This is a genomic window from Acinetobacter sp. yr461 (genome assembly GCF_900110445.1).
Classification (GTDB): Bacteria; Pseudomonadota; Gammaproteobacteria; order Pseudomonadales; family Moraxellaceae; genus Acinetobacter; species Acinetobacter calcoaceticus.
Map to the genome: position 1 here is coordinate 13,019 of NZ_FODU01000009.1, position 14,114 is coordinate 27,132.

Below are 14,114 nucleotides of genomic sequence, written 5' to 3' on the forward strand. Positions count from 1 at the left end.
GTTAATCTTTTGAAAATTAAATAAAAAGCCTGAGTAGGGCTTTTTTTATGTGAGTTTAAATCCTTAATTTTTGGAATAAAAATTTTTGTATATTAGGTACATGTTGGATATGCTGAAAACTCTGATGACCAATATAAAATATTGATGTCATTTTTAAAAAATAATTGATTTGTAATGTATTGAGGCTGACTAGATAAATGATACAGCAACAGGTTAAAAATGGGTTTCCAACATTAGATGATATTCATGCTGCCGCAGAGCGTTTGGAAGGTTTAGTCGTAAAAACTCCTTTTGTTTTCTCAGAAACCATTTCTAAAACCTTAGGGGCTGAAATGTGGCTGAAATTTGAAAACTTACAATTTACAGCTTCTTTTAAAGAGCGTGGGGCACTGAATAAACTGTTGTGTTTATCTGACCAAGAAAAACAACATGGTGTTATTGCAGCTTCGGCAGGCAATCATGCGCAAGGCGTAGCGTATCATGCTCAGCGCACAGGGGTAACTGCGACCATCGTGATGCCGAAATCTACGCCTAATGTAAAAGTACAGCGAGTGCGTGAATATGGGGCACGAGTGATTTTACATGGACAAGATTTTTCTGAAGCAGCTGCTGAAATGCACCGTGTTGCACAAGAAGAATCTTTAACGATTATCCATCCATTCGATGATGCAGAAATTATTGCAGGTCAAGGAACCATTGCGCTTGAAATGCTTGCAGCTGTACCTGATCTAGACATTTTAGTTGTGCCAATTGGAGGGGGCGGCCTAATTTCAGGTATTGCGATTGCTGCCAAAGCCATAAATCCAAAGATTAAAATTATTGGGGTGCAATCAGTTGTATACCCAAGTATGGCAAAACTACTGTGCAATTATCAGCATGCTGTTTCAATGGGTTCGACCGTTGCTGAAGGTATTGCGGTGAAAACTCCGGGTGAGCTTACAACTCAAGTTGCTAAAGAATATGTCGACGATATTGTGGTTGTCACGGAAGACATGATTGAAGAGGCAATTGCACTGTTACTCAATATTGAAAAAACGGTGTGTGAAGGGGCAGGTGCAACAGGTATTGCTGCAATTATGTCTCGTCCTGATCTATTTTTAGGCCATAAATTGGGTGTAGTGCTGTCTGGTGGCAATATTGATACACGCGTTATGGTCTCTGTATTGCAACGTCATTTAACGCGTACAGGCCGTATGGTCCGTATTCGTGTTGAATTACCAGATAATCCGGGTGCTTTAGCTCGTTTAACAGCAATTATTGCTGAGCAAGGCGGTAATATTTATGAACTTCGTCATGAGCGATTCGCGGCTACAAGTCGTGCAAAAGAAAGTGCCGTGAGTGTTGACGTTGAGCTTAAAAGCGCTTCAGACCTAGATTTGCTCATTCAGGCAATGCAGTTGGAAGGTTATATTGTTCGTAAAGAAGAGATTTAATCTCTGAATTGCTGTGTTATAAAAGCCGTATATGGCTCTATTGAGGGTCATATACAAGGCAATTTAAATGGATTAAATTGCTCAAAAGGGATGAATTTACAAAAAAACGATCAAATCCTTCAATGAAACGAGAAAAACTGACAATTCTCTAAACTTTACCCTTCACAATTTTAAGGTTTAGGTTTTAGTATTCTTCTCATTGTAAATTTGAAGAAATATAAGGATATCCGCGCTCAATGTTCAAATCATTTTTTCCATCACCACGGTATTTTTTTATATCTGCGGTTATTTGGCTCGCGTTAAATATGGTGCTCTGGTACACAGACGGAGATCACTGGGGTGAGTATCTAGGCTTTCCTCATGGTTATGCTGAAGCTGAATTACCAGTTGGTGTAAACCGTTTTTGGTCACCTGCTTTTTTATGGTTTTATCTTTGGTTTTTAGTTTCTACCGCTCTCTTTGCTGGCTTTTGGAAAATTATTTCCAATAATCCATGGCAGCGTTGGTCTATATGGGGCTCGGCATTTATTTTGTTTAATATCTGGTTTGCTGTTCAGGTCAGTGTTGCGATTAATGCATGGTATGTGCCATTTTGGGATTTAATTCAAAAAATGCTTTCGAATGGTGGGGGAAATCTTTCGGCACTTTATAGCGAAACCTTAGTGTTTCTTTATATTGCAATGGTGGCTGTAACTCTGGCCGTGATTAATGCTTTTTTCACAAGCCATTATGTATTTCGTTGGCGTTCGGCAATGAATGAATATTACACTGAGCACTGGGAGCAACTGCGCCATGTTGAAGGTGCCTCACAGCGTGTACAAGAAGACACGATGCGCTTTGCAACTATTTTGGAAGATTTGGGTGTTGAGCTGGTAAAGGCAATTATTACACTTATTGCTTTTTTACCTATTTTATTCCAACTGTCTAAACACGTTCCTACATTACCAATTATTGGAGAGTTAGATCATTCGTTAGTATGGGCGGCAATAGTCTGGTCAATTTTCGGTACCGTTCTGTTAATGGTAGTAGGTGTAAAATTACCAGGCCTTCAATTTAATAATCAAAAAGTAGAAGCGGCGTATCGTAAAGAACTCGTCTATGGCGAAGACCATGCAGACCGCGCAAAACCTGCTACCTTGCGTGAGTTATTCAGTAACGTACGTAAAAACTATTTCCGACTTTATTTCCACTATGCATATTTTAATATGACGGCGATTTGGTATGGACAACTTGATATTTTGTATAACTTGGTTGTCCTTTTCCCATCAATTGCTGCTGGTAAGCTCACATTAGGTTTAATTCAACAAATTGCAAATGTATTTGGACGTGTACGTGAATCTTTCCAATACTTAATTAGTTCATGGAAAACAATTATTGAATTACTTTCGATTTATAAGCGTTTAAAAGCCTTTGAATCGATATTACATAAGTAAAAAAAGCCCGCGAAAGCGGGTTTTTTTATGAGTTTTGTTTTAATGAGTTGCGTTATAAAAGTTGAGAATAGGGCCAACTAAAGACTGTTGCGATTTATCTAAGGTCACTTGAATCTCTTTATAGTTAAACGTGTCTTCGTCGTAATATTTAGCAATACCATGTGTTTTATTATTGATTTGGGGAATTTGATAACTAAAAAAAGCTATTTTCTTAGAGGGATGAACAGTATTGATCAGTTTTTTAGGGTCTTTATATCCACCAAACTCATTTTCAATACTTTCTTTTAACAGTTCTGGAAAATAGAGCGTTGCATTTGGCAATCCACATCCAACACAAAATGAAGAGTCATAAAGCTCTATCGCTTGTTTTTGATCTGGACTTATTATTAGAGCAAAACCACTACCGTTGGCACCTGCATTTGCTTGCACATCTTGCCAATTTCTAGGCACAAGCACTAACCCTGTTTCAGGTAATGCAAGAAGCTTAAGCTGCTTGGCATGTTGAGCATCAAGCTTAAAATTAAAGCGGCAATTTTTTAGTGTGCATTTTTCAAAATCTTTAAGCAAACCATCATCTGTTGGGCTCAGCGCAGTAACACCATAAAATGGCACGGTAATACCATTTAAAAATTTTGCTTCTCCGAGAGCGTAGAACTGATTATCTGCTTTTCGGGTTGCAGCAGAGCTATAAAACTTTGGGAAATGGGGAGTAAAGCTTTTTACTTCGGCATGTGTAATTGAAGCTGTACTCACTAACGCGACACATAGTAAAAAATATAGTTTTTTCATTTTTAAAAAGTAATCATTTAAATTTTCTATCAACCTAGCATATTCTTTTAAACTAGACGGTAACCCAAAATTTTATACTGTTTTTAACTTAATAATAAAAACAGATCTATAGAGACATGAAAAAATGAAAAAAATGCTTTCAATTTGCTGTTTATCAGCCATTAGTTCTTATAGTTTTGCTCAAGACATAAAAGGCATTTCATTTTCACATCAAGAGTGGGAAATCTCTTGCAGTAATACGGGAGCATGTAAGGCCGCAGGGTATCAAAGTGAAGAAAATGGTGATAATCCAGCGTCGCTGCTATTAGTGCGTAAAGCGGGTCCAAAGCAACCTGTACAGGCTGAATTTGCTTTATCAGACTATGAGCAAAGCTTGCCTGCAAGTCAGCTTAAAAATATCCACTTTTATATGAATGGCAAAGATTTAGGCACTGTCACTGTGGATGGTTTCGAGCTGCCATTAATGGGGAAACTAAATAACTCACAGGTCAACGCTTTACTCGAGCAGTCAAAGCAAAAAACTGCAATTATATTTAAAAATACGCAGCATGAATGGACGATTTCTGATGCAGGAATGACTGCTGTGTTGCTAAAAATGGATGATTTTCAGAAGCGTATCGGAACTGTTGGTGCTTTGGTCAAAAAAGGGTCTGCTAATGAATCAAAAGTGTTGGCAGCCCAATCCAAATTAATTGTAAAGCATGTTAAAACAGAGCCTAAGCCATATTTGACGTTGCAACCAAAAAGTAAGTCGTATCAATCTGTTCATCATAGTTTAATGTCAGCTCAATCGAACCCAAAAGAAGAAGGATTTTGTGAAGGAATTTATGGTAGTAGTGATGGAGCTGAACCGCAGGAAATTGAACTTTATAAACTGACCAATAAGAAAGTTCTGGCGACTACGCTATGTTGGAGAGGTGCCTATAACGAAGGGTATGGCGCTTGGGTACTTGATGAGTCTTTGACTGGTAAAGCAACATTTGTAACTGAGACAGCATCGGATTTTGATAGTGGCATTATTAGTAGTGCTCAAAAGGGAAGAGGTGTTGGAGATTGCTGGGCGAGTGAGGAATGGGTGTGGGACGGTCAAAAGTTTGTACATACGAAAGATATGTGGACAGGCATGTGCAAAGGTTTGGCAGCAGGGGGCGTGTGGGAGCTTGATAAAATTGAGTCTATTGTCAAATAGCTTAGTAGTCGACTAAAAATATTTTTAGGAAAAGAATAAATGATTAAAAGTAAAATAGAGATAGCTTTCTTGGTTGTAGCTGGAATCTTTACTTGTTTTGCCAATCCTGCTTTTGCTGCACCTTTAGATATTTTAGAGTTTAAAAAAATACAATTAAGCCAAAATGAGCAGGACCAAGTTTGTATACAAGTTAAAAATTTTTGTGAGCATCCTGATCAATGGCGGGTTTTAAAAACAGCAGATCAGAGGTTATGGCTTCTGTCAGGTGGCGATATTATTCAATTTAATCACTCTGCGGCGGGGCTCAAAGTATTGAGACAGTGGCATGTAGATCTTTCTAATCAAAAGGAGGGTACATCTGATGGGCAATTTATTTTTCCCAAGCTTTTTCCTATGACCCAAAACCGTTATGCCATTGCTGTAATCGACTCATTTTCTGAAATGTATTCAGGAGGCGGTGCAAATATTGAGCGTGCTAGTTTTTATGAGTTAACTGATTCTGGAAAGACACACCAGTTTATTGCGAACTATCCATTTAGTTTTAGTCGGATGATCAGAGCCTGTTTTTCTGAGCAAGACTATGAAAGTTCCAAAGGGAATTGTCATGATGAGGATTCTTTAAGTCTGGATATTCGTCCAATCAAACCGTTATTGTGGCAATTTCGCTATCGTTATAGTTTAGGCGTATCACCTGCATCAGATTCAGGTGAGAAATCATATAAGGGCAGTAGAAACTTAAATATTGACTTAAATAAAGCACCAGAACAACCGAGCATTCCTGAAACATGGAATTATGCTGGAATGGGTTAAGGATTAAATCAGTTGATAAATTTGAAGAAGTAGACGATTTACAGAGTCATAACAGGTAACTCCACTCGCTCTGTGATACAAAGAACAGATTGTTTATTGGAGCTAGACCTATGTCACGTCATGTTTATGCGATTGCCCGCCGTAAGTTTTCACATTTGAGCCGTTCAGTTTGTATGGCTGTTGCTGTACTGGGTACAACACAAATTGCGATGGCTGGCCCAACGGTCGATCAGTTGAGTGACTGTTTAGTTAAGGCCACAACCACTTCTGACAAGACTACTGTACTTCAATGGACATTTACGGCTTTAGCTGCCCATCCAGACTTAAAAGCATTTAGTAATGTAACACCCGAGCAAAAAGATCAGTTAGATCAAAAACTGGCACAGGTTTTACAGCGGGTGATTGTAGAGCAGTGTTCTGCCCAAACCAAAGCTGTGATTCAAGCGGAAGGTGTTAAGGCTGTTGGAGAGGCTTTTCAGCAGTTAGGTCAAAGTGCTGGCGAAGATATTGTTAAAGACCCAGCGGTTAAACAACAATTGCAGGGCACATTGCGTTATATCGACTTAAATAAATTGGTGACAACGTTTTTAACCCCAGAGATTTGGAATAAGTTGGGAATCACGAGATAGTAATTTAGTTTTCTGCTTCTTAAATAAATGAATGTAACCTGCTATTAGACGAAATGGGGTTCTAACTAACAGCAGGTTTTATTTTTAATGGCAAGACCTAATTAAATACTAATCGTCGCCCCTAAAACTTTCACAAATTGCGCTAACCAAGCTGGATGTGCAGGCCAAGCGGGAGCCGTCACTAAATGTCCATCCGTAACAGCTTCGGTCACAGCAATATCTGCGTATTGCCCACCAGCTAATTTTACTTCGGCAGCACATGCAGGGTAAGCAGAACACAAGCGGTCTTTTAGTACATCTGCCGCAGCAAGTAACTGAGCGCCGTGACATACCGCTGCAATTGGTTTTTTCACTCTATCAAACTCACGCACAATTTCGATAACACGTTCATTCATGCGTAAATATTCTGGTGCACGACCACCCGGAATGACTAGGCCTACATAGTCTTCGGTATTAACCGCCTCAAAATCATAGTTAATGGCAAAATTGTGACCGCGTTTTTCGCTATAGGTTTGGTCACCTTCAAAGTCATGAATAGCAGTAGCAATATGGTCGCCGTTTTTTTTATTTGGACAAATTGCATGCACGGTATAACCTAAACCAGTTAAGAACTGAAAGGGAACCATAGTTTCATAGTCTTCGGCATAGTCACCGACTAACATTAAAATCTTTTTAGACATGATTTTATCTCTCTTTTTTAAATATAGGTTATCTAAATTCTTAATTTAAATTAGCACAGTCACTGTGTCATTTTTTAGAAAAAAGCGCATTCTTTAGTCGAAGGGGCCTTACTTATAAGTAATAAAAAAAGCCCCGATAAATCGAGGCTGTTTAAAGTTCATTAGGTCTTTTCTTATAACTGGCAAGCTTTACCCTGATATTCATAACGGTTTACAACGTATTCTTGACCATTCCATCGATAAATAGCAAAACAAAACCCAGGGCCTCCATTGTCAATATCAGGCCAGCCATCTTTACCTTTGGTTTTCAAAAAGGTGGGTATGCCAGAGTTACTAAATAATTGTTTCCATTTCCCGTCTTTTTGCTGTGAAACAATATAGTAGCCAACTCCAGTATTGCCATAACACATGCTGCTACTATCTTGAATAACGGCATCTTTACGCCCATCACCATTCAAATCTTTATAGATGATAATTTCACCAATATCACAATTGCCTTCCCACACATGTTTAGTTTTTGCAAAGCCTGCTGCTTTAAAAATAGGTGCTACTTCGCTCTTTGGAACTTGAGCAGCTTGAGCAAAAATTGTCGAGTTTATTAACAATAAAGAAGTCGTAATAAGTAATCTATTTGTCATGGTTAACCTGTTGAGTATAGTTTTAGCTTAAAAATTTATTGTGGATTCATTAAGTTTATAAAATAGATAAAAACCCGCTCTAAAGCGGGTTTTCTTTTGAAGTGAGATCAGTTTAACCAATCAAATTTTTCATTAATTCATTGACTTGAGCAGGGTTAGCTTTACCCTTAGATGCTTTCATGACTTGACCTACAAGACCGTTAAAGGCTTTTTCTTTACCAGACTTGTACTCTTCAACCATTTTTTCATTGGCTGCAAGTACTTCTTTAATGATTGCTTCAATCGCACCAGTGTCAGTTTCTTGCTTTAAGCCTTTTTCCGCAATAATGTCATCGGCAGATTTACCTTCCGATTCCCACATAAAGCCAAAGACTTGTTTTGCAATCTTACCGCTGATGGTGTTATCAACAATACGTGCAATCATGCCACCAAGCTGTTCAGCAGAAACAGGAGAGTCAGCCAAATCTAGGTTTGCTTTGTTTAACGCGCCTGAGAATTCGCCCATCACCCAGTTTGCACATACTTTACCTTGTGCAGAACCGCCCGCAGCAGCTACAACAGCCTCATAGAAGTCCGCCATTTCGCGTGAGAGCGTAAGTACATGTGCATCGTACTCAGTTACACCAAAGTCTGCGATAAAGCGTGCACGGCGTGCAGCAGGTAGCTCTGGAAGCGCAGCACGAGCAGCTTCAATTTGCTCATCTGCAATAATCACTGGTAACAAGTCTGGATCTGGGAAGTAACGGTAGTCATTCGCTTCTTCTTTAGAGCGCATTGAACGCGTTTCCATTTTGTTTGGATCGAACAAACGAGTTTCTTGGTCGATGCTCCCACCGTATTCCAAAATTTCCATTTGGCGTTCAATTTCAACATTGATTGCTTGTTCAATGAAACGGAATGAGTTGAGGTTTTTCAGCTCACAACGCGTACCAAACGGTTGACCCGGACGACGTAAAGACACGTTACAGTCTGCACGGAATGAACCTTCAGCCATATTACCGTCAGAAATACCTAACCAACGCACAAGTGTGTGGATTGATTTGATATATGCCACTGCTTCTTCAACTGAACGCATGTCAGGTTCAGAAACGATTTCAAGTAAAGGTGTGCCAGCACGGTTTAAGTCAATGCCAGACATGCCTTCAAACTGGTCATGAATCGATTTACCCGCATCTTCTTCAAGGTGAGCACGAGTTACGCCAATACGTTTTGTTGTGCCATCTTCAAGTTGGATATCAATGTGGCCTAAGCCGACAATTGGATTATCCATCTGACTGATCTGGTAGCCTTTTGGCGAGTCAGGGTAGAAGTAGTTTTTACGAGCAAATACAGATGCTTGGTCAATGTAGGCATCGATCCCCAAACCAAAGCGAATCGCAAGATCAACCACTTTTTCATTGAGAACAGGTAAAACACCCGGCATTGCCAAGTCTACAAGGCTTGCTTGTGTGTTTGGGTCTTGACCAAATTCAGTCGATGAACCAGAGAAAATTTTAGAATGGGTTGCAAGCTGAGTGTGAATCTCGATACCAATAACGACTTCCCAACCGTCAATCAATTTCAACTTTTGAGCTTCAGCCATTATGCATTCTCCTCAGCAATTGCCGCACGTTTGGTATGCCAGTCAGTGTTTTGTTGGTATTGATGAACAATAGACAGCAATTGTGATTCTGACCAATAGTTACCAATTAACTGTAAGCCGACAGGCAAGCTATCTTTGTCAAAACCAACAGGAGCATTAATCGCTGGTAAGCCTGCTAAGTTCACTGCAAGTGTATAGATATCGCCTAAATACATTTCAGTTGGACTTAAGTTTGCACCAATTTTATAAGCAGTCGTTGGTGCAGAAGGTGCAGCAATCACGTCTACATTTTCAAATGCTTTTAAGAAGTCTTGTTGAATTAAACGACGAACTTTTTGTGCTTTCACATAGTAAGCATCGTAATAACCAGCAGAAAGAGCATAAGTACCAATTAAGATACGGCGTTGAACTTCTGGACCAAAACCTTCTGAACGTGAACGCTTGTAAAGATCCATTAAGTCAGCTGGGTTTTCACAGCGGTGGCCGTAACGAACACCGTCATAACGAGACAAATTAGAAGATGCCTCTGCTGGCGCGATGAGGTAATACGTTGGTACATAGGCTTCAGTCATATTGAGATCAATCTCAACAAGCGTTGCGCCCATTTCTTCAAGCTTTTTCAAAGACTCTTCAACGCGTGCTTTTACGTCAGCATCTAAACCAACAACGTTGAAGTACTGTTTAGGAATACCAATGCGTAAGCCTTTTACAGATGTATTGCTTAAGTTTGTCACGTAGTCATCGACTTCTTTTTTAACAGAAGTTGAGTCTTTCGCATCGTGACCTGCAATTACATTCATCAGGTAAGCACAGTCTTCAGCAGAGCGTGCCATTGGACCTGCTTGGTCTAAAGATGATGCGTAAGCAATGATACCGAAGCGAGATACACGACCATAGGTTGGTTTTAAGCCTGTTAAGCCACAAAAAGAAGCAGGTTGGCGAATTGAACCACCTGTATCAGTACCTGTAGCGAAAGGCGCTAAATCAGCCGCTACAGCCGCAGCAGAACCACCTGATGAACCACCAGGAACATGGTCAAGTGCCCATGGGTTACTGGTTGCGCCAACATACGAGCTTTCAGAAGTTGAGCCCATCGCAAACTCATCCATGTTCACTTTACCTAAAGTGACAAGACCAGCTGCTTTAGTTTTTTCCACAACAGTTGCATCGTAAGGAGAGATGAAGTTGTCGAGAATTTTTGAACCAGCAGTCGTTTTAATGCCTTTGGTACAAAAAATATCTTTGTGTGCCAGAGGAATACCCGTTAGAGCAGTTGCATTGCCTGCTTTTAATGCAGCATCGGCAGTATCAGCTTCTACAAGCGCTTGTTCAGGTGTAACCGTCACATAGCTTTTAACTTGTGAATCGAGTTTCGCAATACGTTTTAAATAGTGTTCAGTCAGTTCGCGAGATGAAAACTTCGCTTGGCTTAAGCCCTCAGCAAGTTCACGAATTGATAAGCGATGTAAATCAGTCATGAGTAAAATTTCTTTACATTCAAAATAGGGAAGATGGGTTAATTGAGTAAAAGTTATTCAATCACGCGAGGAACAAGATACAAACCATCTTGAGTTGCAGGTGCAACTGCTTGGTATTCATCTCGATGATTGCTTTCCGTTACCACATCAGCACGTAAAGGTTGAGGATTGTCAAAAGGACTTTTCAAAGGTTCTACGCCTTCCGTATCAATGCCTTTTAAGGTTTCCATCATGCCTAAAATTTTATTTAGACTTTGAGCATATTCAGCAGATTGCGTATCATTGAGCGACAATCGAGCAAGATTGGCGATTGCTGAAACTGTTTGTGCATTTAAATCTGCTGAATGCTGTGCATCCGATGTAGACATAACATCACCTAATCAGTATTAAAAATTTTCAAAATATCGTGCGTTATAATAAGCGATTGACTTGTTCAAATCATCACATTTAGTTTAAAGTTGCCACCTTGCATCCACATGAAAGTTTAACTGAGAACGAACCGTGATTCTAAAACGACTAATTGGCTTGTTTTCGCCGGATCTAGCCATTGATTTAGGTACAGCAAATACACTTATTTATGCACCAGGCCGCGGCATTATATTAAATGAACCAACAGTTGTGGCAATTCGTCACAGTGGTTCACAAAAAATTGTTGCTGCTGTAGGTCTAGATGCGAAGCAAATGCTGGGCCGTACGCCTGCGAATATTTCTGCAATTCGTCCAATGAAAGACGGTGTAATTGCGGATTTTGAAGTGACTGAAACCATGTTGAATCAGTTTATTGGTAAAGTTCACGAAAAACGTTTGTTCCCACCTGCACCTCGTGTGGTTGTATGTGTACCATGTAAATCAACTTTGGTCGAGCGTCGTGCTATTCGTGAAGCAGTATTTAATGCTGGTGCACGTGATGTTCGTCTTATTGAAGAGCCTATGGCTGCTGCAATTGGCGCAGGTATGCCAGTTGAACAGGCGTGTGGTTCTATGGTTGTGGATGTTGGTGGTGGTACAACAGAAATTGCAATTATTTCATTGCAAGGTTGTGTCTATGCTGACTCTTTACGCATCGGTGGTGATGTTTTTGATGAGCAAATCATCAATTATGTTCGTAAAGCTCATGGTTGCGTGATTGGTGAAACCACAGCAGAAATTATTAAAAAAGAAGTAGGTATGGCTGTTTCTGATGGCACAACATTAGAAATCGAAGTACGTGGCCGTAACCTTGCAGAAGGCGTACCTCGTGCGATTACTGTAACTTCTGACGAAATTACTCAAGCAATCTCTGATCCGTTACAAAACATTGTAAGCGCAGTAAAATCAGCACTTGAACAAACTCCTCCAGAGCTTTCTTCTGATATTGCTGAGCGTGGTATTGTGTTGACAGGTGGTGGTGCGTTACTTCGTAACCTCGATAAATTGTTAGCTCAAGAAACTGGTTTACCAGTTGTGGTTGCTGAAGATCCTCTTACTTGTGTTACCCGTGGTGGTGGTAAAGTATTGGAGTTCTTTGACAATCCGAACCATGACATGCTTTTTGTTGGTTAAGTTTAAGGATTAGGCGGTGCAACCGAATATTTTTTCAAGACAGCCGCCATCTTTCCGCTCGTTTATTATTGCGGTCATTACATGCTTGGTTGTGCTATTTTTTGATTGGCGCATGCCGTATGTGATTCAGCCAGCAAGGGATGTCTTGTACGCTGCATATAACCCAATTTATGCATTGGCTAGTTATCCAGTACTGTCGAGAGAATGGCTGAATCAACAAACAAAATCTGAAGCACAACTGCGTCGTGAAAATACTGCGATGCAGGCTGAGCTTTTACAGGCTCAAGTCCGCTTACAGAAACTTTCTGAACTATCTGCTGAAAACACCCGTTTGCGAGGTCTCCTTGATACACCATTAATTATTGATGGACGTATGGAAATTGCCGAAGTGATCGGGACAGATGCAGACCCATTACGTCATATCATCATTATTAACCGTGGCTCTATGGACCATTTAAAGGTCGGTCAAACGGTTCTGGATGATAAGGGGATTATGGGGCAGATCATTAACGTATATCCTCATAGCTCACGTGTGATGTTGTTATCAGATAAAGAACATTCACTTTCGGTACGTCTTGAACGCACTGGAATGAGGGCAATTGTTTCTGGTACAGGTGATTTGGGCCGTTTGAAAATGGAATATGTGCCGACTAGTGCAAATATTCAAGTGGGCGATAAAGTGTTTAGCTCAGGTTTGGGTGAACATTTCCCAGCAGGTTATGCAGTAGGTACGGTTGCCAAAATCAAACGTCATAACTCAGGTGAGTTTGCGGAAATTGATGTAACACCAGCAGCGCAATTAGCAACAGGACACCATGTAGTTGTACTTTTTTCGGATTCATTAGCAAAGGAGCAGCCATATGCCAATCGCTAAACTGAAACGAGAAAAGCGCAAAGATCCATTATGGGGGATTATTATCTCCGTTATCGTGGGTTCTGTGCTCATGGTTTACCCGCTGTCCTACGATATTTCAGGTTGGCGCCCATTATTCATGTTGATGATTATGCTGTTTTGGGTGGTATGTCAGCCAACGTGGTGTGGGGTCTGGTTTGCATTTGGAATGGGGATTTTTACAGACTTATTGCTTGATGCACCTTTAGGTCTCAATGCCTTAAGCTTTGTAATTATGACTTTTCTTACCCGTTTTTTAATTCGTGAACGCCGTATCTTAACCTTTGGTAATTTATGGACGATTGCAACTCTGGTCATTATTGCTCATTTAGCGTTTATGTGGGTAACCCAGACTATGGGTGGAATTCATTTTTCGATTGCTAGACACTGGCAACCATTAATGACAAGTATCATCACTTGGCCAATCGTCTATTATTGTTTGGCAAAATGGCGAATATAGTTTTAGCATCTAGCTCTCCTCGTCGGAAGGAGTTGTTGCAACAACTGGGTTTGGATTTTGAAATCTATAGCCCTGATATTGACGAATCTGTTCATGAGAATGAACTCGTTCATCAGTATGTTGAACGTTTAGCTAGAGAAAAAGCGCAAGCTGTATTAAAACTTTTTCCAGAAGCAATTGTTATTGCTGCCGATACAAGTCTAGGGCTGGATGGCCAAATAATTGGTAAGCCTGAATCGAAAAGCCATGCTTTTGAAATATGGAAACAATTATCTGGGCGTTGGCATGACGTGTTTTCTGGAATATGTGTTGCTACTCAACAACAAATGTTGAGTCAGGTTGTACAGACACAAGTTGAGTTCCAACATCTGACTACGCAAGATATGGAAGATTATTGGACCACAGGAGAGCCTGTTGGGAAGGCCGGTGGATATGCAATTCAAGGGATTGCTTCTCAATATATTCCCCAAATTCAAGGAAGTTATAGTAATGTGGTAGGACTTCCTTTATACGAATTTGCACAGTTATTAAAAAGAGTAAAGACATAAGGTGTTGTTAT

At 40.1% G+C, this 14,114-nt stretch carries 15 protein-coding genes; 9 read left to right on the plus strand and 6 right to left on the minus strand.

What is annotated here, in order from left to right:
- The first annotated feature begins 197 nt into the window (after positions 1 to 197).
- Both BMW38_RS13205 and sbmA read left to right on the plus strand, forming a co-directional pair.
- Complete coding sequence (locus BMW38_RS13205) at positions 198 to 1,433, plus strand: threonine ammonia-lyase (RefSeq protein WP_092708830.1); 1,236 nt, start codon at positions 198 to 200, stop codon at positions 1,431 to 1,433.
- 236 nt (positions 1,434 to 1,669) lie between these two features.
- Positions 1,670 to 2,866 (plus strand): peptide antibiotic transporter SbmA, encoded by a 1,197-nt coding sequence (gene sbmA, locus BMW38_RS13210; RefSeq protein WP_092708833.1) that lies wholly within the window; start codon positions 1,670 to 1,672, stop codon positions 2,864 to 2,866.
- Between the two features lie 39 nt (positions 2,867 to 2,905).
- On the opposite strand, the gene BMW38_RS13215 is transcribed toward sbmA, so the two are convergent.
- Positions 2,906 to 3,655, minus strand: coding sequence for a DUF4850 domain-containing protein (locus tag BMW38_RS13215; RefSeq protein WP_092708836.1), 750 nt, complete (start codon positions 3,653 to 3,655; stop codon positions 2,906 to 2,908).
- A gap of 124 nt (positions 3,656 to 3,779) precedes the next feature.
- Here BMW38_RS13215 and BMW38_RS13220 point away from each other — a divergent pair, with 124 nt between their 5' ends.
- The 3 genes from BMW38_RS13220 (at position 3,780) to BMW38_RS13230 (ending at position 6,283) form a co-directional block, all read left to right on the plus strand.
- Positions 3,780 to 4,844, plus strand: coding sequence for a DUF1176 domain-containing protein (locus BMW38_RS13220; RefSeq protein WP_092708839.1), 1,065 nt, complete (start codon positions 3,780 to 3,782; stop codon positions 4,842 to 4,844).
- 39 nt (positions 4,845 to 4,883) lie between these two features.
- Positions 4,884 to 5,654: a hypothetical protein gene (locus BMW38_RS13225; RefSeq protein WP_092708842.1), complete on the plus strand. Its 771-nt coding sequence runs from the start codon at positions 4,884 to 4,886 to the stop codon at positions 5,652 to 5,654.
- Positions 5,655 to 5,764: 110 nt separating this feature from the next.
- Positions 5,765 to 6,283 carry a hypothetical protein gene (locus BMW38_RS13230; protein ID WP_003655319.1) on the plus strand — a complete coding sequence of 173 codons (519 nt, stop codon included), beginning with the start codon at positions 5,765 to 5,767 and terminating at the stop codon, positions 6,281 to 6,283.
- 101 nt (positions 6,284 to 6,384) lie between these two features.
- Here BMW38_RS13230 and BMW38_RS13235 read toward each other — a convergent pair whose 3' ends face one another.
- From BMW38_RS13235 to gatC, 5 genes are all read right to left on the minus strand, one after another.
- The gene (locus tag BMW38_RS13235) at positions 6,385 to 6,963 is read right to left on the minus strand and encodes a DJ-1/PfpI family protein (RefSeq protein ID WP_213031162.1); all 579 of its coding nucleotides are present in this window, start codon (positions 6,961 to 6,963) and stop codon (positions 6,385 to 6,387) included.
- A 173-nt stretch (positions 6,964 to 7,136) separates the two neighbouring features.
- Positions 7,137 to 7,601, minus strand: a complete 465-nt coding sequence (locus BMW38_RS13240) for a hypothetical protein (protein ID WP_092708845.1) — start codon at positions 7,599 to 7,601, stop codon at positions 7,137 to 7,139.
- Between the two features lie 112 nt (positions 7,602 to 7,713).
- Positions 7,714 to 9,183, minus strand: a complete 1,470-nt coding sequence (gene gatB, locus BMW38_RS13245; protein WP_092708848.1) for an Asp-tRNA(Asn)/Glu-tRNA(Gln) amidotransferase subunit GatB — start codon at positions 9,181 to 9,183, stop codon at positions 7,714 to 7,716.
- Positions 9,183 to 10,661, minus strand: a complete 1,479-nt coding sequence (gene gatA, locus BMW38_RS13250; protein WP_092708851.1) for an Asp-tRNA(Asn)/Glu-tRNA(Gln) amidotransferase subunit GatA — start codon at positions 10,659 to 10,661, stop codon at positions 9,183 to 9,185. Before gatA ends, gatB begins: the two co-directional genes overlap by 1 nt.
- A 53-nt stretch (positions 10,662 to 10,714) precedes the next feature.
- Entirely contained in the window at positions 10,715 to 11,029 is a 315-nt protein-coding gene (gene gatC, locus BMW38_RS13255; protein ID WP_000107699.1) for an Asp-tRNA(Asn)/Glu-tRNA(Gln) amidotransferase subunit GatC, read from the minus strand.
- A 133-nt stretch (positions 11,030 to 11,162) separates the two neighbouring features.
- Between gatC and BMW38_RS13260 the strand changes: the two genes are divergently transcribed.
- The 4 genes from BMW38_RS13260 to BMW38_RS13275 are packed head-to-tail and all read left to right on the plus strand — an operon-like array spanning position 11,163 to position 14,103.
- A complete protein-coding gene (locus BMW38_RS13260; protein WP_004789315.1) occupies positions 11,163 to 12,203 on the plus strand; it encodes a rod shape-determining protein in 1,041 nt (346 codons plus the stop codon).
- Positions 12,204 to 12,219: 16 nt separating this feature from the next.
- Positions 12,220 to 13,077, plus strand: coding sequence for a rod shape-determining protein MreC (gene mreC / locus BMW38_RS13265; RefSeq protein WP_092708854.1), 858 nt, complete (start codon positions 12,220 to 12,222; stop codon positions 13,075 to 13,077).
- On the plus strand, positions 13,064 to 13,555 hold the full coding sequence (gene mreD / locus BMW38_RS13270; protein ID WP_003655328.1) for a rod shape-determining protein MreD: 492 nt from the start codon (positions 13,064 to 13,066) through the stop codon (positions 13,553 to 13,555). The genes mreC and mreD overlap by 14 nt, the downstream gene beginning before the upstream one ends.
- Entirely contained in the window at positions 13,543 to 14,103 is a 561-nt protein-coding gene (locus BMW38_RS13275) for a Maf-like protein (RefSeq protein WP_005049963.1), read from the plus strand. Before mreD ends, BMW38_RS13275 begins: the two co-directional genes overlap by 13 nt.
- The last annotated feature ends 11 nt before the right edge of the window (positions 14,104 to 14,114 follow it).